Annotated in this window: 21 protein-coding genes; 15 read left to right on the forward strand and 6 right to left on the reverse strand. The window is 63.7% G+C overall.

The window, feature by feature from the left end; genetic code table 11:
• Positions 1-9: 9 nt before the first annotated feature.
• From xerD to queG, 3 genes are all read right to left on the reverse strand, one after another.
• Positions 10-954, reverse strand: coding sequence for a site-specific tyrosine recombinase XerD (gene xerD / locus HV796_RS01450; RefSeq protein WP_175224412.1), 945 nt, complete (start codon positions 952-954; stop codon positions 10-12).
• Complete coding sequence (locus tag HV796_RS01455; protein ID WP_175224555.1) at positions 951-1,421, reverse strand: methylated-DNA--[protein]-cysteine S-methyltransferase; 471 nt, start codon at positions 1,419-1,421, stop codon at positions 951-953. The genes xerD and HV796_RS01455 overlap by 4 nt, the downstream gene beginning before the upstream one ends.
• Positions 1,422-1,524: 103 nt before the next feature.
• Positions 1,525-2,814: a tRNA epoxyqueuosine(34) reductase QueG gene (gene queG / locus HV796_RS01460; RefSeq protein ID WP_175224414.1), complete on the reverse strand. Its 1,290-nt coding sequence runs from the start codon at positions 2,812-2,814 to the stop codon at positions 1,525-1,527.
• A 17-nt stretch (positions 2,815-2,831) separates the two neighbouring features.
• Between queG and tsaE the strand changes: the two genes are divergently transcribed.
• From tsaE to trxA, 10 genes are all read left to right on the forward strand, one after another.
• On the forward strand, positions 2,832-3,383 hold the full coding sequence (gene tsaE / locus HV796_RS01465) for a tRNA (adenosine(37)-N6)-threonylcarbamoyltransferase complex ATPase subunit type 1 TsaE (RefSeq protein ID WP_175224416.1): 552 nt from the start codon (positions 2,832-2,834) through the stop codon (positions 3,381-3,383).
• Positions 3,365-4,936 (forward strand): N-acetylmuramoyl-L-alanine amidase, encoded by a 1,572-nt coding sequence (locus HV796_RS01470; RefSeq protein WP_175224418.1) that lies wholly within the window; start codon positions 3,365-3,367, stop codon positions 4,934-4,936. Before tsaE ends, HV796_RS01470 begins: the two co-directional genes overlap by 19 nt.
• Positions 4,937-5,153: 217 nt before the next feature.
• A complete protein-coding gene (locus tag HV796_RS01475; RefSeq protein ID WP_175224420.1) occupies positions 5,154-5,837 on the forward strand; it encodes a thermostable hemolysin in 684 nt (227 codons plus the stop codon).
• Complete coding sequence (locus HV796_RS01480) at positions 5,834-7,414, forward strand: AMP-binding protein (protein ID WP_175224422.1); 1,581 nt, start codon at positions 5,834-5,836, stop codon at positions 7,412-7,414. Before HV796_RS01475 ends, HV796_RS01480 begins: the two co-directional genes overlap by 4 nt.
• Positions 7,401-8,309 (forward strand): TauD/TfdA family dioxygenase, encoded by a 909-nt coding sequence (locus HV796_RS01485; RefSeq protein WP_175224424.1) that lies wholly within the window; start codon positions 7,401-7,403, stop codon positions 8,307-8,309. Before HV796_RS01480 ends, HV796_RS01485 begins: the two co-directional genes overlap by 14 nt.
• 16 nt (positions 8,310-8,325) lie before the next feature.
• Positions 8,326-9,222: a diiron oxygenase gene (locus tag HV796_RS01490; protein ID WP_175224426.1), complete on the forward strand. Its 897-nt coding sequence runs from the start codon at positions 8,326-8,328 to the stop codon at positions 9,220-9,222.
• 14 nt (positions 9,223-9,236) lie between these two features.
• Positions 9,237-10,610 (forward strand): MFS transporter, encoded by a 1,374-nt coding sequence (locus HV796_RS01495; protein WP_175224428.1) that lies wholly within the window; start codon positions 9,237-9,239, stop codon positions 10,608-10,610.
• A gap of 8 nt (positions 10,611-10,618) precedes the next feature.
• The gene (locus tag HV796_RS01500) at positions 10,619-11,431 is read left to right on the forward strand and encodes a helix-turn-helix domain-containing protein (RefSeq protein ID WP_175224430.1); all 813 of its coding nucleotides are present in this window, start codon (positions 10,619-10,621) and stop codon (positions 11,429-11,431) included.
• A 277-nt stretch (positions 11,432-11,708) separates the two neighbouring features.
• Complete coding sequence (locus tag HV796_RS01505) at positions 11,709-12,590, forward strand: pirin family protein (protein ID WP_175224432.1); 882 nt, start codon at positions 11,709-11,711, stop codon at positions 12,588-12,590.
• A 105-nt stretch (positions 12,591-12,695) separates the two neighbouring features.
• Positions 12,696-13,544, forward strand: a complete 849-nt coding sequence (gene trxA, locus HV796_RS01510) for a thioredoxin (protein WP_175224434.1) — start codon at positions 12,696-12,698, stop codon at positions 13,542-13,544.
• A gap of 136 nt (positions 13,545-13,680) precedes the next feature.
• On the opposite strand, the gene HV796_RS01515 is transcribed toward trxA, so the two are convergent.
• A complete protein-coding gene (locus tag HV796_RS01515; RefSeq protein WP_175224436.1) occupies positions 13,681-14,547 on the reverse strand; it encodes a tRNA threonylcarbamoyladenosine dehydratase in 867 nt (288 codons plus the stop codon).
• A 223-nt stretch (positions 14,548-14,770) separates the two neighbouring features.
• Between HV796_RS01515 and pdxH the strand changes: the two genes are divergently transcribed.
• The 3 genes from pdxH to HV796_RS01530 all read left to right on the forward strand — a co-directional run bounded on the left by pdxH (position 14,771) and on the right by HV796_RS01530 (position 18,246).
• Positions 14,771-15,409 (forward strand): pyridoxamine 5'-phosphate oxidase, encoded by a 639-nt coding sequence (pdxH, locus tag HV796_RS01520; protein WP_175224438.1) that lies wholly within the window; start codon positions 14,771-14,773, stop codon positions 15,407-15,409.
• A gap of 160 nt (positions 15,410-15,569) precedes the next feature.
• Positions 15,570-16,784, forward strand: coding sequence for an SAM-dependent methyltransferase (locus HV796_RS01525; RefSeq protein ID WP_175224439.1), 1,215 nt, complete (start codon positions 15,570-15,572; stop codon positions 16,782-16,784).
• 163 nt (positions 16,785-16,947) lie between these two features.
• Positions 16,948-18,246 carry a DUF72 domain-containing protein gene (locus HV796_RS01530; protein ID WP_246355638.1) on the forward strand — a complete coding sequence of 433 codons (1,299 nt, stop codon included), beginning with the start codon at positions 16,948-16,950 and terminating at the stop codon, positions 18,244-18,246.
• A 64-nt stretch (positions 18,247-18,310) separates the two neighbouring features.
• Here HV796_RS01530 and msrA read toward each other — a convergent pair whose 3' ends face one another.
• Positions 18,311-18,865 carry a peptide-methionine (S)-S-oxide reductase MsrA gene (msrA, locus tag HV796_RS01535; protein WP_175224443.1) on the reverse strand — a complete coding sequence of 185 codons (555 nt, stop codon included), beginning with the start codon at positions 18,863-18,865 and terminating at the stop codon, positions 18,311-18,313.
• Between the two features lie 252 nt (positions 18,866-19,117).
• Between msrA and HV796_RS01540 the strand changes: the two genes are divergently transcribed.
• Positions 19,118-19,627, forward strand: coding sequence for a flavin reductase family protein (locus tag HV796_RS01540; protein WP_175224445.1), 510 nt, complete (start codon positions 19,118-19,120; stop codon positions 19,625-19,627).
• Positions 19,628-19,767: 140 nt separating this feature from the next.
• On the opposite strand, the gene HV796_RS01545 is transcribed toward HV796_RS01540, so the two are convergent.
• Positions 19,768-20,259 (reverse strand): Lrp/AsnC family transcriptional regulator, encoded by a 492-nt coding sequence (locus HV796_RS01545; protein WP_175224448.1) that lies wholly within the window; start codon positions 20,257-20,259, stop codon positions 19,768-19,770.
• Between the two features lie 106 nt (positions 20,260-20,365).
• On the opposite strand from HV796_RS01545, the gene kynB reads away from it, so the two are divergent.
• Positions 20,366-21,025: an arylformamidase gene (kynB, locus tag HV796_RS01550; protein ID WP_175224449.1), complete on the forward strand. Its 660-nt coding sequence runs from the start codon at positions 20,366-20,368 to the stop codon at positions 21,023-21,025.
• Positions 21,026-21,056 lie beyond the last annotated feature (31 nt).

A 21,056-nucleotide genomic window follows, 5' to 3' on the forward strand; every position in this document is an offset into this window, starting at 1 on the left:
CGCGCGCCGTCATCCGCGCGGATGATGCACCGCATGCAGCGACTTCAGCCGCTCACGCGCGACGTGTGTGTAGATCTGCGTCGTCGAAATATCGGTATGGCCGAGCAGCAACTGCACGACCCGCAAGTCCGCACCGTGGTTCAGCAAATGCGTCGCGAATGCATGCCTGAGTGTATGCGGTGACAACGGCGCATGCACGCCGGCCGCCATCGCATGGCGCTTGATGATGTTCCAGAACTGCTGGCGCGTCATGCCCTCCGCGCGCGCGGTCACGAATAGCGCGTCGGCCGAGCGCGCGCCAAGCAGCGCCGGCCGGGACTCGCGCAGATACCGCTCGATCCAGCCGTGCGCCTCTTCGCCGAACGGAATCAGCCGTTCTTTCGCCCCCTTGCCGAGCACGCGCACCACGCCCTCGTTGAGACCAACCTCGACGGTCTTCAGGGTGACGAGTTCCGTCACGCGCAAGCCGCTCGCGTACATCAACTCGAGCATGGTCCGGTCGCGCAAGCCAAGCGGCGTGTCGATATCGGGCGCACCCAGCAATGCTTCGACCTGCGCCTCGGTGAGCGTCGCCGGAAAACGCGGCGGCTGCTTCGCTGAGCGAATGCGCAGCGTCGGGTCGGCTACCGCGCGATGCTCGCGCACCGCCCACGCGTAATAGCGCCGAAACACCGACAGGCGCCGGTTCGACGAAGTCGATTTGTCCTTCAGGCGCACCGCGCTGTATGCGGTCAGATCCGCTTCGGCAGCGGTATCGAGCGAGGCATTGCGGGTTGCCGCGAGCCATTCGGCAAACAGGCGCAGATCGCGCCGATAAGCATCGAGTGTATTGCGCGACAAGCCATGCTCGAGCCACAACGCGTCGCAGAACGCATCGATCGACGCGCTACTCGACTGAAAGAGGGGCGACGCGACGGGCGCGCCGGCGGGGTCGACGGTAATGGCGTCGCTCATGCGTAACGCACGCCTTCATGCGCGAGCAGCCAGCGTTTGACCGTTCGGTAGTAACCGTCGTCGCCGTGATGCGCAAAGCCACCGATACCGCTCGACGCAACCACGCGATGGCACGGAATCACGATCGGGTATGCGTTCGACCCGCACGCCTGGCCAACCGCGCGCGGCACACTACCGATCTCCTTCGCCAGTTGCCCGTAGGTCTGCACGACGCCGGGCGGGATCGCGCTAATCGCCTGCCAGACGCGCCGCTGGAACGCGGTGCCGACCTCCGCGAGCGGCAACTCGAAGGTCGCCGACGCGTGGTCGAGATAATGTTCGATCTGTTCGACCGCCTTTTTCGCCAGCGCCGTGTCGGGCTCGACGCTTTGCATCGAGTCGGGCAAGTAGACAATCTCGCGCAGGTTGGCCCCTTCGACGCGAATGCCGATCTTGCCGAACGGCGCATCGATCACAGCATTGAACATGGTGAACGTATCCTCCCGATAGCGATCGTGATTGCAGCCGTCACTGCGGCCGTGGTTGCGACCACCCTGCACGCCAGCCGCTTTTTCCAGCCATTTCAGCACTCTACGCCGCTTCCAGCGCCCACTGCACGTGCTCGCGCACGAGTGACGAAGGGTCGTCGGCGCGCTCACGCAACGCGTCGACAATCGCCGCGCGCGCATGGGGCGCCAGGCTCGCCGGATCGGCGCGCAACGCATTGCCCATCCCGACTGCCAGGTTGCGCAGCCAGCATTCATAGCCGATCCGGCGGATCGCGCTGCCCTGCATGCGCGTGTCGAAGTCCTGCGCGCTCCAGCCGAACAGGTCGGTCAACGATGCACGGTCGAGCCCGTGACGCACGTCGAAGTCCGCAACCGGCGCCGCCTGCGCGAATTTGTTCCATGGACACACCAGCTGACAGTCATCGCAGCCGTATACACGATTACCGATCAGCGGCCGTAAATCCTGGGGAATACTGCCCTTCAGTTCGATTGTCAGATACGAGATGCAGCGCCGCGCATCGACCTTGTACGGTGCGACGATCGCGCCGGTCGGGCAGGCTTCGATGCAGCGCGTGCAATGGCCGCAATGCGCACCCGCAGTCTGCGGCGCGCGCTCGGGCGTGCGCTGCGCGTCGGTGGGCAACGGCAGATCGACATAAATCTCGCCGAGAAAAAACAGCGAACCCGCATCGCGCTGCAACAGCAGCGTGTGCTTGCCACGCCAGCCGACCCCGGCTTTCTGCGCGAGTTCGACCTCAAGCACCGGCGCCGAATCGGTAAACACCCGGAAGCCGTATGCGCCCACCTCGTGCTCGATGCGCTCCGCGAGCTGCTGCAGACGGTTGCGCATGACCTTGTGATAGTCGCGGCCGCGCGCGTAGATCGACACGACGGCCGCGCCCGGGTCAGCCAGACGCGCGTGTTCGTCGCTGCGCCAGTCATGCCGGCCCGGCATTGCCGCGCGCTGTTTGCCGCGTGTGCAAGCGCGTGGTTCGCGCGCGGCATCGCTTTCAACGCCCTTTCCAGCTTCTGTCGATGCGGGCAGATAGGCCATTCGCGCGGTAATCACGCGTAGCGTGCCGGCCACAAGCTCGGCCGGCCGTGCGCGTTTCATCCCGTGTTTGGCCATATAATCCATCTCGCCGTGCCAGCCCGCGTCGAGCCATGCCGCGAGGCCCGCCTCGGCATCCGCGAGGTCCGTATCGCTGATACCGACCTCGCCGAAACCCAGTTCGCGTCCCCACGTCTTGATGCGCGATGCGAGCGCGGCCAGCGCCGCTTCATCGACATGATGCTGAAGGGGCGACAGAGTGTGCGGGCCGCCGTTGGAGTCGGGCGTGCCGGAAACGGGATGCTGCTGGCTTCGGTCCATCACGTCATTTTACGAGAATGCCCGATCAACCCGACCACGCGACACACCCCACTGCCGACGTCCTGCTTGAGCGCACCATCACGCTCGCGGACGAAGCCGCCACCGCGGCTTTCGGCGAACGTTTTGCGCGAGCGCTCGAAGCCGAACGCGAAACGCAACGCAACGGTCATCACGTGTTCAACGGTTTGCAGGTGCATCTCGTCGGCGATCTCGGCGCCGGCAAGACCACGCTCGTGCGCGCGACCTTGCGCGCGCTCGGTCACGCCGGCCGCGTGCGCAGCCCGACCTACACGCTCGTCGAGCCTTACGCGGTGCACCGGCCCGATGGGGAACTCGAGCTCTATCACTTCGATCTTTACCGCTTCAACGATCCGGCCGAATGGGCCGATGCGGGCTTTCGCGAGTATTTCGACAGCGGCGCGATCTGCCTTGTCGAATGGCCGCAGCGCGCAGGAGCTTTGCTGGGTGTGCCCGATCTGATCTTCTCGCTGGAAGTCGACGGCGAGGGGCGCAGGCTGACCGCCCAGGCGTACAGCGAATCAGGAAAAGCATGTCTCGAAAGATGTTGATCAAACCGTTCCGCTCGATCGAATCCGCCGCCACCGCGTCGCACAACTGGCGGCGCCGCCAGATTCTATGCGCCGGCGCGTCGACCCTCGTGCTGGGGCTCGCCGTGCCGCGACTCGCGTGGGCAAGCTCGGTGCTCGGCGTGCGCGTATGGCCGGCGCGCGACTACACGCGTGTCACGATCGAGTCGGACCAGCCGCTGCAGAACACCCAGCAACTGTTGCAGGGTCCCGATCGACTCGTTGTCGATCTGAGCGGCCTCGATCTCGACCAGGCGCTGAAAGACCTCGTATCGAAGATCGCACCGAACGATCCGCAGATTCAATCCGTGCGGGTCGGGCAGTACCAACCGCATGTCGTGCGGCTCGTGTTCGATCTGAAGGGCGAGGTCAAGCCGCAAGTGTTCACGCTGCCGCCGGTCGGTTCGTACAAGTACCGTCTCGTGTTCGACCTGTATCCAGCCGTCGCGCCGGACCCGCTGATGGACCTCCTCGCGCAGACCGAGCGCAAGGAACAGCGTCTGCAGGAACAAAGCGCACCGCCGAACGCGACGCTCAACGGTCCTTCGTCGCCGCCCGCCACGGCTGACAACAGCGATGCCTTCTTCGAGAAGTACGCGCAGAACGATGCGTCTGCGCCTTCCGGCCCGTCGGCGGCGCCAGCGGCGCCCGCCGCGCCACGCGCTCAAACGCAGGCGCGGGTGAACCCGGCGCCTACGCCGCGCGCGCCCGCAAAGTCGACACAGCCGCCGCCCGCGGCACTCGCGGGCAATGACGACAGCAGCCCCGATGACGAGACCAGCGACACCTACACGTTCACCACACCAAAGGGCAAGCGCAACACCGTGCGGCTTCTGACGGTTGCGATCGACCCCGGCCACGGCGGCGAAGATCCAGGCGCGATCGGCAGCAGCGGCACCTACGAAAAACACGTCGCGCTCGACATCGCGAAGAGGCTGCGCACCAAGATCGATGCGCAGCCGAACATGCGCTCGATGATGACGCGCGACGCCGACTTCTTCGTGCCGCTCAACGTGCGCGTGCAGAAGGCGCGGCGCGTCGGCGCGGACCTGTTCGTATCGATTCACGCCGATGCGTTTACAACGCCCGAAGCAAGCGGCTCGTCGGTGTTCGCGCTGTCGGACCACGGTGCGTCGAGCGCGGCGGCGCGCTGGATGGCGAACAAGGAGAACTCGTCGGATCTGATCGGCGGCATCAACATCAAATCGACCGATGCGGCGGTCAACCGTGCGCTGTTCGATATGTCGACCACCGCGCAGATCCGCGACTCGATGCGTTACGGCAATTTCGTGCTGAAGGAAATCGGCGACATCAACAAGCTGCACAAGGGTTCGGTCGAGCAAGCCGGGTTTGCCGTGCTGAAGGCGCCGGATATTCCTTCGATCCTCGTCGAGACCGCGTTCATCAGCAACCCGGACGAAGAACGGCGTCTGAACGACGACGCGTACCGCGACCGGATGGCGACCGCGATCATGAACGGGATCAAGCGCTATTTCGCGGCGAACCCGCCACTCGCGAAGAACCGGATGACCTGAACGATACGAACCGGCACACGTTTTATTTTCACCGCATTTATCACGCACTCCTTTTCTTCAAACACGGCCACTCGAAGTGGCCGTTTATTTTTTCATTACCTGATTTTCATTCTGTCTGTGTTAATCGGCATTTTGTCGTTGCCGAACATTCTTCTTAATCCGCTGCGCATTTAAATTGCATGTTCACGAAAATACACGAAAGAAGCGGAGAAAAAGAATGCGAAGTTTTCTGCATAGCCGGCGGCATGGCCCGGCATTTTCCACGCAGATCGACATCATTGGCCGGAGCAGTTCGGCCGCACAGGCAGCCCGCGAATTCATTTCACGCATCTATCTGCAGCACCATGCTGCGACGGTCCGACCCGACCCGGATTACATCATCTCGAGCACCGACCGCCAGTCGGGCAAGCTGACCGCCTGCGCGGGCATCTCGTTCGCGTCGCAACGCACCCGGCTGTTTTCGGAGCGGTATCTCGACGCGCCCCTCGAAGAGGCGATCTTCCAGTCCACGCAGCATGAGGTTCAGCGTCAAACCATCGCGGAGGTGGGTTCGCTCGCGTCGGACAAAGCCATTGCGGCGGGCGACCTGATCCGCCTCGTGCCGATCGTTGCGTGGGGGATGGGCACACAGGCCGTGCTCTGCACCGCGACCGGCCGCCTACGCAAACTGTTCGATTTCCATCAGATTCCGTTCGACATTCTGGCAAACGCTTCGGCCGACCGGTTGTCCGTAGAAGAAAAATCCCAATGGGGCAGTTATTACGATCAGGCGCCGCAAACCGGCGTCGTTCTAATTGGGCGATGCGGCCATTTATTTAATCAGTTTTGTGGGCGGTTTGTATTTTCCGAATTCGAGAATTTGGCCCACCCAAAATCAGGCATTTCGCAGGTTGCCGCATGAATATTCTCACAGAAATTCTCCTGCAGGCTGAAAGAACGCCAAACGCCGCAGCGATCGTTCAATTCGGCCGCGGTAGCGGATGCTCATTCGATGAAGAAATTCTGTGCAGCTATCGGACTCTGGTCGAACAGGCGCAGGGTCTGTGCACGCGCATCCTCCGCCGTGTCGCAGCGGACGCCCAGGTTGGGGTGGTCATGGGCAACAGCGCCGAGTGGGTACTCGCCGATCTCGCCCTGATGCTTGCCGGCTGCACGCAAGTGCCGGTCCCACTCGCGTTCTCGGCGCCGCAGGCCGGCTGGCTGCTGCAGAACTGCGCAGTGGTGCTGACCGACGCATCGGGTGCGATGCGTCTGCAGGAATGGCTGGAAACAGGCCTCGATTTGCCGCGCAACACGATGCACGTGGTCTTCGGACACTATCAGCAACAGAGCGCGGCGGCGCCCACGTCGCGCGCCGCGCTATCGGGACCGGACCGCATCGTCAAGGTCGTGCACACGTCGGGTACGACGTTCCGGCCAAAGGGTGTGCGCATACGCCGCGACGGCCTCGACGCGCTGGTATCGGCGCTGTGGCAACGTGCCAGCAAGGACGACTATCGCCGCTATCTGAGCCTCGTGCCGTTCAGTCTGCTGATCGAACAGGTCACAGCCATTTACCTGCCGCTAACGTCGGGCGGCGCACTGCTGCTACCGCCCGCCGACATGCTGCCGCTGGGCAGTCCTGGCGTCATCGCCGCCGATCGGCTGGAGATCATCCGGGCCGCGCGGGCATCGGCGCTGACGTTGACGCCGGCACTCGTCGAAGCGCTGGCTGCGCAAGCGATCCGCCTCGCCGGCCGGGCCGACGCGCTGCACGCGCTGTTCGGCCGGCCGACGGCGCCGCTGCTGGCGGCCGGCGGCGCCCCGGTCGCCAACCAGACGCTGACGACGCTCGATCAGCTCGGCATTCCGGTCTATCAGGGCTACGGGCTCAGTGAAAACAGTTCCGTCGCAACGTGGAACCACCGGGGCGCAAACCGCATCGGCACAGTCGGCCAGCCGCTGCCGCACGTCGAGGTGCGCGTGGCCGACGATGGCGAGCTCTGTTTGCGCAGCACGTCGCTGTTCGCCGGCTACTCGAACGACGATCCAAGCAGTTGCATCGTCGACGACGACGGCTGGCTGCACACCGGCGATCTCGCCACCCGCGACAGCGAAGGCTTTGTCACGATCACAGGCCGCAAGAAGACGCTGATCATCACCGCGAATGGCCGCAATGTGTCGCCGGAATGGCTCGAGTCCGCGTACCGCTCGGTGCCCGGCGTGCTGCACGTGATCGTCTATGGCGACGACCGTCAGTTCCTCGGCGGCATTTTCGTCGTAGCCGATCGGTCGCGCGCGGATGAAATCAGGCTGGCAATCGCCGATTATGCGCGCCGACACCTGAGCGAGATTGAACACATCCATACGCCCTTGCTGATCGAACACAGCCCGGACGTGATGGCACAACTATTCACCGTCACCGGGCGACCGCGACGCGACGCGATTGCCCCCTTCTTGTCCCTGCAAAAGGATCCATCCGTCCATGAACATCCGTGAATCCGCACACGCCGGCGGCTCAGGGCTCGTCGTCGAATCACTGAACCACGCGGAGTTGGCCCGGCTCGCGCCGGCGTATCTGCTTGGCCAGCTTGCCGAGCATGGCTATCTCGTGCTGCGAGGGTTTCAGCACGGCATCGACGCGTTCTCACGGCTTGTCCGTGCGACCAGTACCACGATCAGCCTTGACCCGGCCCGCCGATTCGACGGCGACACCGCGCAGAAGGTGGACGCCGGCTATGACCGTGTCGGTTTACATTGCGAGAACGGCAACAGCCCGTTCTGGCCGGACCTGTGCTGGTTCTATTGCCAGACCGCGCCGGCACGCGGCTCGCAGACCACCGTGTGCGACGGCAAAGCGGTCTACCGGCAGATGACGGCCGCGCAAAAGGCCGCATTCGATGCGCAGGACATCGTCTACGCGCGGCGCGTCGACGAACAACGCTGGAAAACCTACGCGTTTCACGCGCTCGCCTCTCAGGGGCAGCATCTCGCCTGCACAAAGGACGCGACCTTCGGTCACCTGCTGTCCTTGACCCAAGGCCGGACCGGAACCCGCCTCACGCTTAACGACGACGGCTCGGTGCGCTACCGCTTCCAGGTCCCCGCGGTTCGCGCGAGCCATATCAATCCGCACCTGACGCATAACTTCGCGAACAGCCTGTTCGGGCCGTCGAACCACTACGAAAAACCGGAAATCACGTTCGCGAACGGCGGCGCGATACCGCAGGCGCTGCTCGTCGAACTCGAAGCGCTCTGCGAGCGATTCACGGCGGAGATCGGCTGGCAGACCGGCGACGTCGTGCTGATCGACAACACGCGCGTGATGCATGGCCGGCGCGCGATCGAAGACAAAGCCCGCAGCATTTTCAACGCACTTTCATCTGTTTCGTGAACAAGGCCCGATCATCATGAACCGTTTCAAGCCCATCAATCATGACGCCCATCTGCACTATCTGCACCCGAACCGCATGCGCTGGGAACATGCAGCCGGCCCCGACGAACTGCTGTTTCTGTCGCAAGCGCTGATCGGCGACGCAGGTCAGGAAAAAAAGGCTATCGCTTACCTGTACAAGGAACTGTCGCAGCTTGCGGAGCTCGAGATGCACGTCGCGACGGTGCTGTGCCGGATCGTCTGCGAAATGCAGGCCGAGCGTACGCCGCTCAGCGCGGGAGACACGCTATACCACGCGCTTTCCTGCTTCGCGGCCGAAGAGATCAATCACGCAAACAGCTTCTATCAGTATGTGCGCCACCTTTCCGGGCGCGATATCAAGCTGACCGGCAATCTGTTCCGCGAGCGCGTCGAGCTTTACAGCGGCAACGAGTCGCCGCTGATCAAACTGGCGGCGTTGTGCTCGGCCGCTTATGTCGGGGAATCCGTCATCACCGTGTTCGAACGCCGCCTCAAGGTGCTCGACCCGATGCAGCACCGTTTCCTGACCCAACTGCTGCATTTTCACGGGCTCGACGAGGCGCGCCACATCCAGTGCGACCACGCGGTGTTCGACGACATCGTCCCGGCGCTCAGCGTCGCCGACCGCCAGCGCATGCACCGCCTGATTGACGACACGGAATCGTTGAACACGCAACTGGCGATCGCAAGCGCCGAGACCGTCAAGGCGGCGTTCGACCTCGACTACACCGAAGGCAATGCCGCCGCCCGCACGCAGCTCGACATCACGCTGCGCTTTCGCGAGATCGTGCAATCCGGCGATCTGATACGCAAGGTGGACGATGGGATCGATGAAGACACAGCCGCGATGCTCACACGGTTTTCTTCGGCCCCTCGCGTGCACGCTCATTGACCGTCAGGTGCCGTATGAAAGAAGCCATCCTCGAATCCACCGCCACCAGCCTTAAAGACAGCCGGCTTGCCGTCGCAAGCGTCATCGCCGCGCTGTTTCTGGCTGCCGTCGACAGCACGATTGTCAGCACCGCGCTGCCGTCCATCGCTGCTCAATTGGGAACGCCCGAGCTCTATCCGTGGATCATGTCCGGGTTCCTGCTGCCGGTGGCGCTGGTCGCGCCGCTCGCCGGCGCCTGCGCGGACCGGCTCGGCGTGTCCGCGGTGCTGAAGTTATGTCTGATCGTGTTTCTCGCCGCGTCGGCATGCGCCGCACTCAGTCCTTCCATGCCGCTGCTGATCGCCGCCCGCGTGCTGCAAGGCGCGAGCGCGGGCGGCATTATCGTGCTTGCCTACTCGATGCTGGCGAACCTTTTCGATGCCGAGCGCCGCGGCCGTATGCAAGGCATGCTCAGCACCGTTTGGGGATTATCGGCCGTCGCCGGGCCGCTGCTCGGCAGCGCGCTGGACGTCGCGTTCGGCTGGCGCGCGATTTTCTGGTTCAACCTGCCGGTCGGCGTCGCTGCGCTGTCGATGCTATGCATCGCACCGGGTGTCGGAAAGCCTGCGGGCAATGCGCGAGTCGACTTGCCCGCACAGGCGTTGATGATCATTCTGCTGTGCAGCGTGCTGCTGCTCGTCTCTCAACCAGGCGACACCACTCAAGTACAGTACGGACTCTTCGGCGCAGCAGCCGCCGCGTCGGCGCTGCTCGTCGCACGCATTGCGCCGGACCGGCAACGCAGCCCGCTACCGCTCGCGTTTTTCCAGCGTCGGGCGCTTCTGTCCGCCACTGGCATCGTGCTGCTGTCGAGCGGCGGCCTGTTCGCATCCGTTACGCTTGCCCCCCTTGTGCTAAAACCGATGGCCGGAGCGTCGCTCTCGACTGGCGTGATCGTCATGATGGCTGCGCTCGGCTGGGTGGCCGGTGCGGCGCTATGCGGCGCACGACTCGCCCGCGCGGGTTACCGGACCATGGCGGGCGCCGGCATGCTTCTGCTCGCCGCCGGTTGTTTCACCATGCCCTTTGCCCTTGAGCACCAACTCGTGCCGCTCGCCGCCGCCGCATTGGCGCTGGTCGGCCTCGGAATGGGTTTTGCGGCGACCACGACGCTCGTCTTCGCGCAAAATAGCGCACCGGTCGGCAGGCTGGCCAGCTGGACATCAACGGTACAGTGCCTGCGCAACCTCGGGGCCGCGCTCGGCGTCAACGCGCTCGGCACCATTCAACTGCGACTGTCAGGTGACGCGTCATTCCAGACTTGCTTTACCATACTCGGCTCGGCCATGCTGGCGGGGTTGATCGTTTCGCTGTTTCTGCCGGCGCAGTACCAGGTGGATCATGACTAGCAGTCCAAATGAATGGCAAAGAACCTCAGCAACACGCGTTGATCGTCGAGCGGACACTGCACCGCCGGTCAGAGCAGAATACGGAGCCCCATCGGCATGCTCCCGGCCAGTTCGTGCTGGTGCGAAGCGGTGTGCTCTATGGCCATACGCAGGATCAGCGATGGCTGCTTAAGCGCAATATGGCGGTATGGATACCGCCGGATGTCGTCCATTGGGGCTCCGCTTTCGACCGCGTCGAGCTGCTGGTTCTTTACCTTCCTGCGGAGCAGGCGCGGGCGTGCGGCCTGCCCGCCGTCAAACTGATCGACGCATCGCTATTGATCGTCGCGCTGTGCGAACGGCTGGCCGACACGCGGTCGCCGCTGACCGACGCGCGCCGCACCGCGATGCTCGATATCCTGTTCGACGAGATTCGTTCCGTGCCGGGCAGCACGCTCGCGTTACCGCTGCCGCAGGATGCGCGGCTGAAGAAAATCGCCGACAGCCTGGTCGCAAATCCGGCGCAGCGCAAAAGCCTCGCGGAATGGGGTCGGCAGGTCGGCGCGACCGACCGCACGCTGGCCCGCCTGCTGCGCAAGGACACCGGGCTTTCGTTCAGGGAATGGCATAACCGTCTGCTACTGGCCGAAGCCTGGCGCGGCATCGCGAGTGGCGCATCGAACGAGCAGCTCGCCGCGATGCTCGGTTTCTCGTCGAGCGATTCATTCGGCCACTGGTTTCGCCGCGTCAGCGACCAGTGCCCCGGACAGATACGCAAGCGTCTGCAGTCGGGCAGCAGCACGCGCGGCCCCCTGCCCGACTCAGACTCGCCGAGGACCTGACACGCGGCGCTTGTTGCGCCCGCTTGTTGCGCCCGCTTGTTGCGTCCCCTGGCGGCCTTGGCCCGGCCGCTTCCGTCAGCCGCTCAGGCCACCCACTGCGGCACAACAGCGGCCACACGCGCGAATCAGGCAGGCGCGTCACCGCCTATGCGACCGCCTTGATCGCGCCCGCCCTACCCGTATCGCCATCGGCAGGGCGGCGCGCACCGTTGCCGTCGGTTTGCGCGTGAGGGCAGTAGAATGACCATCCCGCCCTACCGACCAATCCCCCAACACTATGTCCTCATCGATCAAAGCGGTTCTGACGCCCCACCTGCGCGACATCGGCGACCTGGCCGTGCGGCGCGTGCTGCCCGCGATGGCCGCGCGCCTGGTCGGCCCGTTCATCTTCTTCGATCATATGGGTCCGGCCACGCTGCCCGCCGGCTCCGGCATCAACGTGCGCCCGCACCCGCATATCGGCCTCGCGACGGTCACCTATCTGTTCGACGGCGCGATCATGCACCGCGACAGCCTCGGTTCGCTGCAGAAAATCGTACCCGGCGACGTCAACTGGATGACCGCCGGCTCCGGCATCGTCCACTCGGAGCGCTCGCCCGATGAGGAACGCGCGCGCGGCTCGCGGGTGCACGGCATCCAGACATGGGTCGCGCTGCCGATTGCCGATGAAGACTGTGCGCCGTCGTTCGAACATCACGCGGCGTCCACGCTGCCGCAATTCGAGCGCAACGGCGTCGCGCTGCGCCTGATAGCGGGTACTGCGTTCGGCCATACCGCTCCGACCCGCACCTTCTCCGGCACCCTGTACGCGACCGCGCAATTCACGCCAGGCAGCGCGTTCGCGCTCGAACCGGAGCACGACGAGCGCGGCGTCTATCTGGTCGAAGGCGACCTGTCGATTGACGACACCCCACTCGAACCCGCGCAGATGGCCGTGCTGGTACCCGGCGAAACGGTGACGCTCGCCAGCAAGGGCGGCGCAACAGTCATGCTGCTCGGCGGCGAAAAGCTGGAGGGCGAGCGCTTTATCGAGTGGAATTTCGTGTCGAGCTCGCGCGACAAGATCGAACGCGCGAAGCTCGCGTGGACGAACCAGCAAATGGGCCAGGTACCCGGCGAAACCGAATGGATTCCGCTGCCCGAGCGCAAGCCTCGCTAACGGCAGGCAGCCGGACATGGCAGCGCGCTTGCTGTTCCGCTCCATATTGAATTGGCGCATCATGCCCTCAATTGACCGTATCAACCGCTTGACGACGAGGATGCGATGGACACCACACTGGCCACTTTCGAAAAAGACGTAATCGCCGGCTCGACGCTCGCGCCGGTGTTGGTCGACTTCTGGGCGCCATGGTGCGGACCTTGCAAGACGTTAAGCCCGATGCTGGAACGACTCGAAGCCGAATACGACGGCAAATGGAAGCTCGCGAAGGTGAACGTCGACGAGAATCAGGAGCTTGCCGCGCACTTCCAGGTGCGCAGCATTCCGCACGTCGTTGCATTTGCGGATGGCCGGCCCGTCGATCAATTTATCGGCGTGCTGCCGGAGGGCCAGTTGCGGGCGTTCCTTGACCGGCTCGTGCCGAACGGCGCCGAAGCGGCACGCGGAGCGGCCGCCGGCGCACTGGCGGAAGGCCAGCGCGGCGAGGCTTACGATTACCTTAAAGAAGCGCTCGCATTCGACCCGGGCTACGACGACGCGCGGATGGACCTGATCGAACTGCTGCTCGCGGACAGTCGCGTCGACGAAGCACGCCAGCAGATCGACCTGCTGTCGCCGAAAACCACGCAAGGCATCGATGCCCGCTTTAACGCGATCAGGACGCGCGTCGACGCGCTCGATGCGGCGGCGGACCTGCCGCCGACCGATGCGCTCGAAGCCAGTGTGACCGAGCGCCCGGACGATCTCGATGCGCGCTTCGATCTGGCGAGCGCGTTCATCGCGCGCCACAAGTACGAAGGTGCACTGGAACAGCTATTGGAGATTGTCAGACGCGACCGCGGTTATCGCGATGATATTGGTCGCAAAACGATGCTGTCCGTGTTCGATCTGGCCGCTCACCATCCGGAACTGGTCGCGAAGTGGCGGCGCAAACTAAGCGCTGCGCTGTTCTGACGCAGGCGAAGTGAGCTCAGCGCAGACGAAGAAGAGGCGGTGTAGCGGATACGAACGGGTATAGGCGGGGTACATCAAGCGCCGCCTCGTTGTTTTCAAGCCGCTATCCGCCTTCCGTTACGCATTGCACAATGCATCACGCCGCCGCCCGCTGCGCCAGTGCACGCAGCACATGGGCGACAGCGGCCAGACCGAAGCTCGCCGTCACGCACACGCTCGAGCCGAACCCCGCGCAATTGAGGCCGACCGGCCCTGCATGGCCCGGCGACGTCGCGACATGCTCCGCTTCTTCGTCGATATCGCAGACGGCCGCTTCCGGATAGATCAGCGGCTCTTCCGAATAGACCGCGCTCACCTTGAACTTCGCCTTCGGCCCGCGCGGAAAACCATGATGCTTGCGCAATTGCGCACGGACCTTCGACAGCAGCGGATCTTGAATCGTTTGCGCGAGATCGGCGATGCGAATGCGTGTCGGGTCGAGTTGACCGCCCGCGCCGCCGACCGTGATCAACGGCTGTCCGTGCTCGACGCACCATGCGATCAGCGCGGTTTTCGTGCGCACGCTGTCGATCGCGTCAATCACGTAGTCGAAGCCGCCGGCCAGTAGCACGTCGAAATTGCCCGGTTCGATAAAGTCTTCGACGACACGCACGTCGCACTGCGGATCAATCAGCCCGATGCGTTCGGCCATCGCGTCGACTTTCGGCTTGCCGTAGTTGCCGTCGTGCGCGTGGATCTGCCGGTTCGTGTTGCTCTCGGCGACGTTGTCGAGATCGATCAGCGTCAGCCTGCCGACCGCGTTGCGCGCGAGCGCTTCGACCGCCCACGACCCGACGCCGCCGATGCCGATTACCGCGACATGCGCGCGTTCGAACGCGGCCAGCGCCGCCGCACCGTACAGCCGCGCCACACCGCCGAAGCGCCGCGCACGGTCGGCTTCAATCCCGCTGTGGCTGGTAGTAACATCGTTAGGCGTGGTGAGGTGAGCAAGAGGAACTGACATGATCGGCTTGATAGTTTGCAAACGGCCGTGGCCGGCAGGCGAAGCCTCTATTCTGCCTGATCGCGCAAGCGCCGATTTCGCTCGTCATTCCGGCCATGCCTTCGGTCGAACGAGTGCCGGCGGCCTGTTCTCCCGCCACAGTAAACAGCGTGATTGACCTGTTTGGCTACAAGGAAATGCGTCCTTCGCTATACTGGCCCTACTGTAGCGCTTGCATAACAACATGAGCTCACTTGCAGAACTTCGAAAAAACTATTCGCGCGGTTCGCTAGACGAGGCCGACCTGGAGCGCGACCCGATCCTCCAGTTCGAAAAGTGGTTCGCTCAGGCCATCGAAGCCCAACTGCCGGAACCCAACGCGATGACCCTCGCGACCGTCGATTCCCGGGGCCATCCCTCTGCACGCATCGTTCTGATCAAAGGCGTCGACGCTCGCGGGTTCGTGTTCTTCACCAACTACGAAAGCCGCAAAGGCCGCGAACTCGCGGACAATCCGCGCGCGAGCCTGCTATTTCACTGGATCGAACTCGAGCGCCAGGTGCGCATCGAGGGCAGCGTCGAAATGACGAGCCCCGCAGAAAGCGATGCGTACTACGCGTCGCGGCCGCTCGAATCGCGCATCGGCGCGTGGGCGTCCGAGCAGAGTCAGGTCATTGAAAATCGCGCAGCGCTCGAAGCGCGCGAACGTGAAATCAGTGCGAAATACGGCGACCATCCGCCGCGTCCGCCGCACTGGGGCGGCTACCGCGTGGTCCCCGATACGATCGAATTCTGGCAAGGCCGGCCCTCCCGGCTGCACGACCGGATGCGCTATACGCGCGACGGCAGCGGCTCCTGGCGAATCGCCCGCCTGTCACCCTGATCCAGCTGTACACCGGCAATACCGGGAAGAGGCGCGGCTGCAGTCGGGCCGCATACGCTAAACGGATCTGGCTCACCGCCGCGCAAGCTGTCCGGCACTCCGCAGGCGCAAGCCGATTCGACAGGCTTTTGCTTTGATTCATTGGATACGGAGGGTTCGAATGTTCTGGGAGAAGAAGCTGTCGCAATGGGTCGACGAAGTGCGGACGAAATCGAATCTACCCGCCCGCCTTGTGTTGTGGGACGGTCAGAAGCATGACTTCGGCCAGTTCACCGAGCCGCAGGTCACGTTGAAGGTCAATAGCGCGTCGGCGATGCCGCTATTGCTCGACCCGAGCCTCGACAATCTCGGCGAAGCATATGTAAAGGGCAAGATCGACATCGAAGGCAAGCTGTCCGATGTGATCAACATCGGCTACTCGCTGGCACGCAGTACCGTCACCAGCACGAGCAAGCTCGCTCGCGTCACGCGCTACTTCAATCACACGAAAGCGTCGGACAAGAAGGCGATCCAGTACCACTACGACGTTTCCAACGACTTCTACAAGCTGTGGCTCGACGAGAACATGGTCTACTCGTGCGCGTACTTCGAGAACGGCGACGAAGACCTCGCCACCGCGCAACTGAAGAAGATCGACCATATCCTGCGAAAGATTCAGGTGCAACCGGGCCAGCGGCTGCTCGACATCGGCTGCGGCTGGGGCGCCCTTGTGTTGCGCGCGGCGCGGAAGTTCGGCGCACGCTGCGTCGGCGTCACGTTGTCGCAAAACCAGTTCGATCTCGCCACCGAGCGCGTGAAAGCGGCGGGCCTCGAGGACAAGATCGAAATTCGTCTGCAGGATTATCGCGACCTCGAAGGCCAGTTCGACCGGATCACGAGCGTCGGCATGTTCGAGCACGTCGGGCGCAAGAACCTGCCCGGCTACTTCAGGAAAATGCACGATCTGCTCGCCGAAGACGGTGTTGCGATGAACCACGGCATAACGTCGAGCGATGCCGACAGCGGTGAGACATCGCTAGGCGGCGGCGAATTTATCGACCGCTTCGTGTTCCCGGCCGGCGAATTGCCGCATATCAGCCTCGTGCTCGACGCGATGCAGCGCGGTGGCATCGAGGCGCTCGACATCGAAAGCCTGCGTCGCCACTATGCACGCACGCTCGATATCTGGACCGAGAACTTCGAGGCGAAGGCCGACCAGGCAAGGAAGCTCGTCGATGATCAGAAATTCCGCATCTGGCGTGTGTATCTCGCGGGCTGCTCGTATGCGTTCGAGCACGACGATGTGTCGATCTACCAGGTGGTTTGCCGCCGGGCCGGCCGCAGCGCGAAGACGCTGCCGTGGTCGCGGCGGTATATCTACGACACGCCGCTTTGAACACGCCCGCTCGTGAACGGAATGTGGGCCGGTATGGTGAGAGACTGAAGCACCGCGCGCCGGACGCGTCGCTGACGCGATCCGGCGCTCGCATGAACAAGAAAAGGAATCGATGGAAGCGAGCCGCGCACGCGCCGACAACGTGCCAGCCGGACAACTCGATATGTTTGGTGAGGCAGTGGGCGATTCGTCCGCTGACGCCGCGCCTGTGCAGTTGCCTTCGTCGAATTTAAGCCTGAATTACAGCTTGAATCACGGCGAGGATCACAGCCCGCCGACTCACAGCCCGACTCATAGCCCGACTCACAGCCCGAACGACGGCGAATCTTCCGCAGGCTCGTCGGCCCGCACTGCCACTCCGCAGGTGGGCGAACCCCGCGACCCCGCCGGGGCATCGCTGTGGGAAGAAAAAACGCCAACCCAATCCGGGGCCGCCGGCGAGCGTCGCGAATCTGCGTCACCCGAACCGGCTCCCGCCCAATCCGGCAAGCGGCGCGCGAAGGGTGTGCTCGCCGCCGAACCGAACGCCGATGTCATTGCCGTCGCGAGCGCGCTGCCGCCGCACGTGCACCTGGGTACGTCGACATGGTCGTTTCCCGGCTGGCGCGGCATCGTGTACGGCGACGACTACAGCAACAGCAAGCTGTCGCGCGACGGCCTCACCGCCTACGGCGCGCACCCGCTGCTGCGCACGGTCAGCATCGACCGTTCTTTCTATAAACCGCTCACGCTCGCTGAGTATCTGCGCTACGCGCAACAGGTGCCCGAGCACTTCCGCTTCATCGTGAAGGCGCCGGCGCTCGTGACCGACGCGACCATGCGCGCGGAACGCGGTGAACCGGTGTCGCCCAACCCGTGTTTTCTGAATGCCCAGCTTGCCGCCGACGAATTCGTGCGGCCGTGTATCGACGGCCTCGGCGCCAGGGCGGGCGCGCTCGTGTTCCAGTTCTCGCCGCTGCCCGACGCGATGCTTGCGCAGCCGGCAGCCTTTGTCGAGCGGCTCGCCGCCTTTCTGGCCGCGCTCCCGACGCTGCCTGAAGGCAGTTGCTATGCGGTGGAAATTCGCGATGCGTGCCTGCTGACGCCGCGCTTTATCAGGATGCTGAAAGCGGCCGGCGTGCGCTATTGCGTCGGTCTGCATGCGCGGATGCCGGACACGCTGCGGCAAGCGGCTGCGCTCGCGTTACTCGACGACGTGCCGGCCGGCCCGCTGATCGTGCGCTGGAGTCTGCACCGCGGCTTCAAGTACGAGCAGGCGAAGGCCAAGTACGACCCGTTCGACAAACTCGTCGATGAAGACCCGGCCACGCGCACCGCGCTCGCCGAGCTCGCGGCACGCTATGCGATCGCCGGTCAGCCGGTGTTGATCGCGGTGAATAACAAGGCCGAAGGTTCGGCGCCGCTTAGCTGCGTGGAACTCGCGCGCGACATCGCGGCTGCCTGCGCGCGGCTCTCGGGTTGAAGAGAAGGCGGCGCACGCAATGAAGCTGCGCGAAACCGCGCAACGCCGCGCGCCGGCACCTCGCTCAGACCCGGCTGCTCTTGATCCGGTGCGCGAACTTCTGCCGGAACTTGGCGACCTTCGGTGCAACGACAAATGAGCAGTAGCCCTGATTCGGATGCTGTGCGAAATAGTTCTGATGATAGGCTTCAGCCGGCCAGTAATTGCCGTCGAGCGGCAACACCTGCGTGACGATCTGGCCGTCGTAGAGGCCTTCCGCGCCGATCTGGCGAATCGTCTGCAAGGCGGTGTCGCGCTGCGCATCGGAGTGCGTAAAGATCACCGACCGGTATTGCGTGCCGACGTCGTTGCCCTGCCGGTTCAACTGTGTCGGATCGTGAATCGCAAAGAAGATATCGAGAATCTCGCGATAGCTGATCTTCGCCGGATCGAACTCGACCTTCACCACTTCCGCATGGCCGGTATTGCCGTCGCACACCTGTTCGTACGACGGATGATCGACTTGACCGCCCGCATAACCCGACTCCACCGACGTCACACCATCGACATCCAGATACACCGCTTCGAGACACCAGAAACATCCGCCGCCGAGCGTGGCGGTTTCGACTGACTGACTCATGCTGCTCGCTCCTTTGTTCGAGTGCTGTATTGCGACTGATGCACCAACCGTTCCACGTGCCACGGTGAACCGGTTGCAGGGCTCGCGCCGCGCACGGCTTGCTCCATAACCGTGGGGTCTTGGCGGGACCGCAGCGCGATTCCGCTAAAATTGGGTCAATTCGACGAAAATCTACATGACCTTCGATTCAGTTTTTTCCTCCGTCCGCGCGGGACCGATCGCCCACAAGGCGCCGCGGGAGACCCTGAACCCATGAAGCGCGCCACGCCGCCCAATTTCGACGCCGCTGCGTTTCGCCGCGCGTTAGGCGAGTTCGCCACCGGTGTCACGATCGTCACGACCCGCTCACCGTCGGGTCAACTGATCGGTATCACCGCCAGCTCGTTCAATTCCGTTTCGCTGTCGCCTCCGCTCGTGCTGTGGAGCCTGTCGACGCGCTCCGCATCGATGCCGGTGTTCCGCACGAACAGTCATTATGTCGTCAATGTGCTCGCCGCGTCGCAACTTGATCTGTGCAAACGCTTCGCGACACTAAAGGGTGACCGGTTCGAGGGCGTCTCGCACGCGGCCGGCGACAGCGGGATGCCGGTGCTCGACGGCGCGCTCGCATGGTTCGAGTGCCATAACCGCAGCCGTTACGAAGAAGGCGACCATGTGATCTTCGTCGGCGAAGTGGAACGCTGCGGCATGCGCGATGATGCGCAACAGGTTGGGCCGCTCGTGTTCCAAAGCGGCGAATTCCATACGGTGAAGCCGCTGTAGCAGCGAGACGCGTGAAACCTGATGCTGCAGGCGCAGTGCGCCGCATCAGCGGTTTGCGTACCTGGTCGAATGCGCATGCGCAGCGGCATACGCAACAGCGTGCCCGCGTTCAGCGAACACGATCCTGTCGACCGTTTGCGTTAGCCTTTCACTCCCGGCACCAGACTGACCGGCACGCCGGAGTCTTCCTTCAGTGTCTGCAGCACGATGTTAGAACGAATATCGAGCACGCCCGGCGCCTTGTACAGACGCGTCAGCACGAAATCCGAATAATGTTTGAGGTGGTGCGCCAGCACGTGCAGCAGATAGTGCGTCTCACCCGTCACGACAAATGCGCCGATCACTTCGGGCCAGTCGCGCACGGCTTCCGCGAAACGCTCGTGCCAGTTTTCCTGTTCGTTGCGCATCGACACCTGCACGAACGCTTCGAGTTCAAACCCCAGCACTTCGCGATTCAAACACGCGCGATAGCGTTCGATGACACCCTGCTCTTCGAGCAGGCGCAACCGTCTCAGGCAAGCTGACGGCGACAGCGAGATCCGCTCCGCCAGATCGAGATTGCTGATTCGTCCTTCGTGCTGAAGCACCGTCAAGATACGGCAATCGGTGGCGTCGAGCGAGATCGCGTTCATTTTCGGTCTCCCTTTTCCGTCTTGATCAAATTATGTTCCAAACAAGACGAAAGAACGAGTTTTTTTCGCAACCCTATTGCGTGGCAACCGGCCTATTATCGATGTCATGGACACGACAGCCAACACGCAGCGTCAAAACAGCGAGCTGTGGGACATCACGCCGGCCGTCGACGCGGCCACGCCGGTGTGGCCCGGCGATACGCCGGTCGGGATCGAACGGGTCTGGCGCATCGAGGCGGGCTCGCCGGTCAACGTCGCGCGGCTGACGCTTTCGCCGCACACCGGCGCGCATACCGACGCACCGCTTCATTACGACCCCAACGGAGCGGCCATCGGCGCCGTTGCGCTGGACGCATACCTCGGTCGATGCCGTGTGATTCATTGCATCGGCGCGGCGCCGCGGGTGAGGCCCGAGCAGGTAAGCGCGGCGCTCGCGGACATCCCGCCGCGCGTGCTGCTGCGCACTTATGCGCGCGCGCCGCTTGGCGCCTGGGATAGCGCGTTCTGCGCGGTTGCGCCGGCGACTATCGACCTGCTGGCCGCACACGGCGTGAAGCTGATCGGCATCGACACGCCGTCGCTCGATCCGCAGGACTCTAAAACGATGGATGCGCACCACCGCGTGCGCGCGCACCGGATGGCGATCCTCGAAGGCATCGTGCTTGACGAAGTCGCCGCCGGCGACTACGAGCTGATTGCGTTGCCGCTCAAATTCACGACGCTCGATGCGAGCCCCGTGCGAGCCGTGTTACGCGCGCTGAAATAAGCATCCGATCCGACGCCGCATGACGGACCCA

The organism is Paraburkholderia humisilvae, assembly GCF_902859855.1.
GTDB classification, from domain to species: Bacteria; Pseudomonadota; Gammaproteobacteria; order Burkholderiales; family Burkholderiaceae; genus Paraburkholderia; species Paraburkholderia humisilvae.

What these genes read in the sequence shown, in the direction of transcription:
- HV796_RS01455 (WP_175224555.1), bottom strand. Translation starts at nt 1,421, where the DNA reads ATGTTCAATGCTGTGATCGATGCGCCGTTCGGCAAGATCGGCATTCGC.
- queG (WP_175224414.1), bottom strand. Translation starts at nt 2,814, where the DNA reads ATGGACCGAAGCCAGCAGCATCCCGTTTCCGGCACGCCCGACTCCAAC.
- HV796_RS01525 (WP_175224439.1), top strand. Translation starts at nt 15,570, where the DNA reads ATGTTCTGGGAGAAGAAGCTGTCGCAATGGGTCGACGAAGTGCGGACG.
- HV796_RS01475 (WP_175224420.1), top strand. Translation starts at nt 5,154, where the DNA reads ATGCGAAGTTTTCTGCATAGCCGGCGGCATGGCCCGGCATTTTCCACG.
- HV796_RS01470 (WP_175224418.1), top strand. Translation starts at nt 3,365, where the DNA reads ATGTCTCGAAAGATGTTGATCAAACCGTTCCGCTCGATCGAATCCGCC.
- HV796_RS01515 (WP_175224436.1), bottom strand. Translation starts at nt 14,547, where the DNA reads ATGTCAGTTCCTCTTGCTCACCTCACCACGCCTAACGATGTTACTACC.
- kynB (WP_175224449.1), top strand. Translation starts at nt 20,366, where the DNA reads ATGGACACGACAGCCAACACGCAGCGTCAAAACAGCGAGCTGTGGGAC.
- HV796_RS01505 (WP_175224432.1), top strand. Translation starts at nt 11,709, where the DNA reads ATGTCCTCATCGATCAAAGCGGTTCTGACGCCCCACCTGCGCGACATC.
- pdxH (WP_175224438.1), top strand. Translation starts at nt 14,771, where the DNA reads ATGAGCTCACTTGCAGAACTTCGAAAAAACTATTCGCGCGGTTCGCTA.
- msrA (WP_175224443.1), bottom strand. Translation starts at nt 18,865, where the DNA reads ATGAGTCAGTCAGTCGAAACCGCCACGCTCGGCGGCGGATGTTTCTGG.
- HV796_RS01545 (WP_175224448.1), bottom strand. Translation starts at nt 20,259, where the DNA reads ATGAACGCGATCTCGCTCGACGCCACCGATTGCCGTATCTTGACGGTG.
- HV796_RS01480 (WP_175224422.1), top strand. Translation starts at nt 5,834, where the DNA reads ATGAATATTCTCACAGAAATTCTCCTGCAGGCTGAAAGAACGCCAAAC.
- HV796_RS01530 (WP_246355638.1), top strand. Translation starts at nt 16,948, where the DNA reads ATGTTTGGTGAGGCAGTGGGCGATTCGTCCGCTGACGCCGCGCCTGTG.
- HV796_RS01495 (WP_175224428.1), top strand. Translation starts at nt 9,237, where the DNA reads ATGAAAGAAGCCATCCTCGAATCCACCGCCACCAGCCTTAAAGACAGC.
- HV796_RS01485 (WP_175224424.1), top strand. Translation starts at nt 7,401, where the DNA reads ATGAACATCCGTGAATCCGCACACGCCGGCGGCTCAGGGCTCGTCGTC.
- HV796_RS01540 (WP_175224445.1), top strand. Translation starts at nt 19,118, where the DNA reads ATGAAGCGCGCCACGCCGCCCAATTTCGACGCCGCTGCGTTTCGCCGC.
- trxA (WP_175224434.1), top strand. Translation starts at nt 12,696, where the DNA reads ATGGACACCACACTGGCCACTTTCGAAAAAGACGTAATCGCCGGCTCG.
- HV796_RS01500 (WP_175224430.1), top strand. Translation starts at nt 10,619, where the DNA reads ATGAATGGCAAAGAACCTCAGCAACACGCGTTGATCGTCGAGCGGACA.
- xerD (WP_175224412.1), bottom strand. Translation starts at nt 954, where the DNA reads ATGAGCGACGCCATTACCGTCGACCCCGCCGGCGCGCCCGTCGCGTCG.
- HV796_RS01490 (WP_175224426.1), top strand. Translation starts at nt 8,326, where the DNA reads ATGAACCGTTTCAAGCCCATCAATCATGACGCCCATCTGCACTATCTG.
- tsaE (WP_175224416.1), top strand. Translation starts at nt 2,832, where the DNA reads ATGCCCGATCAACCCGACCACGCGACACACCCCACTGCCGACGTCCTG.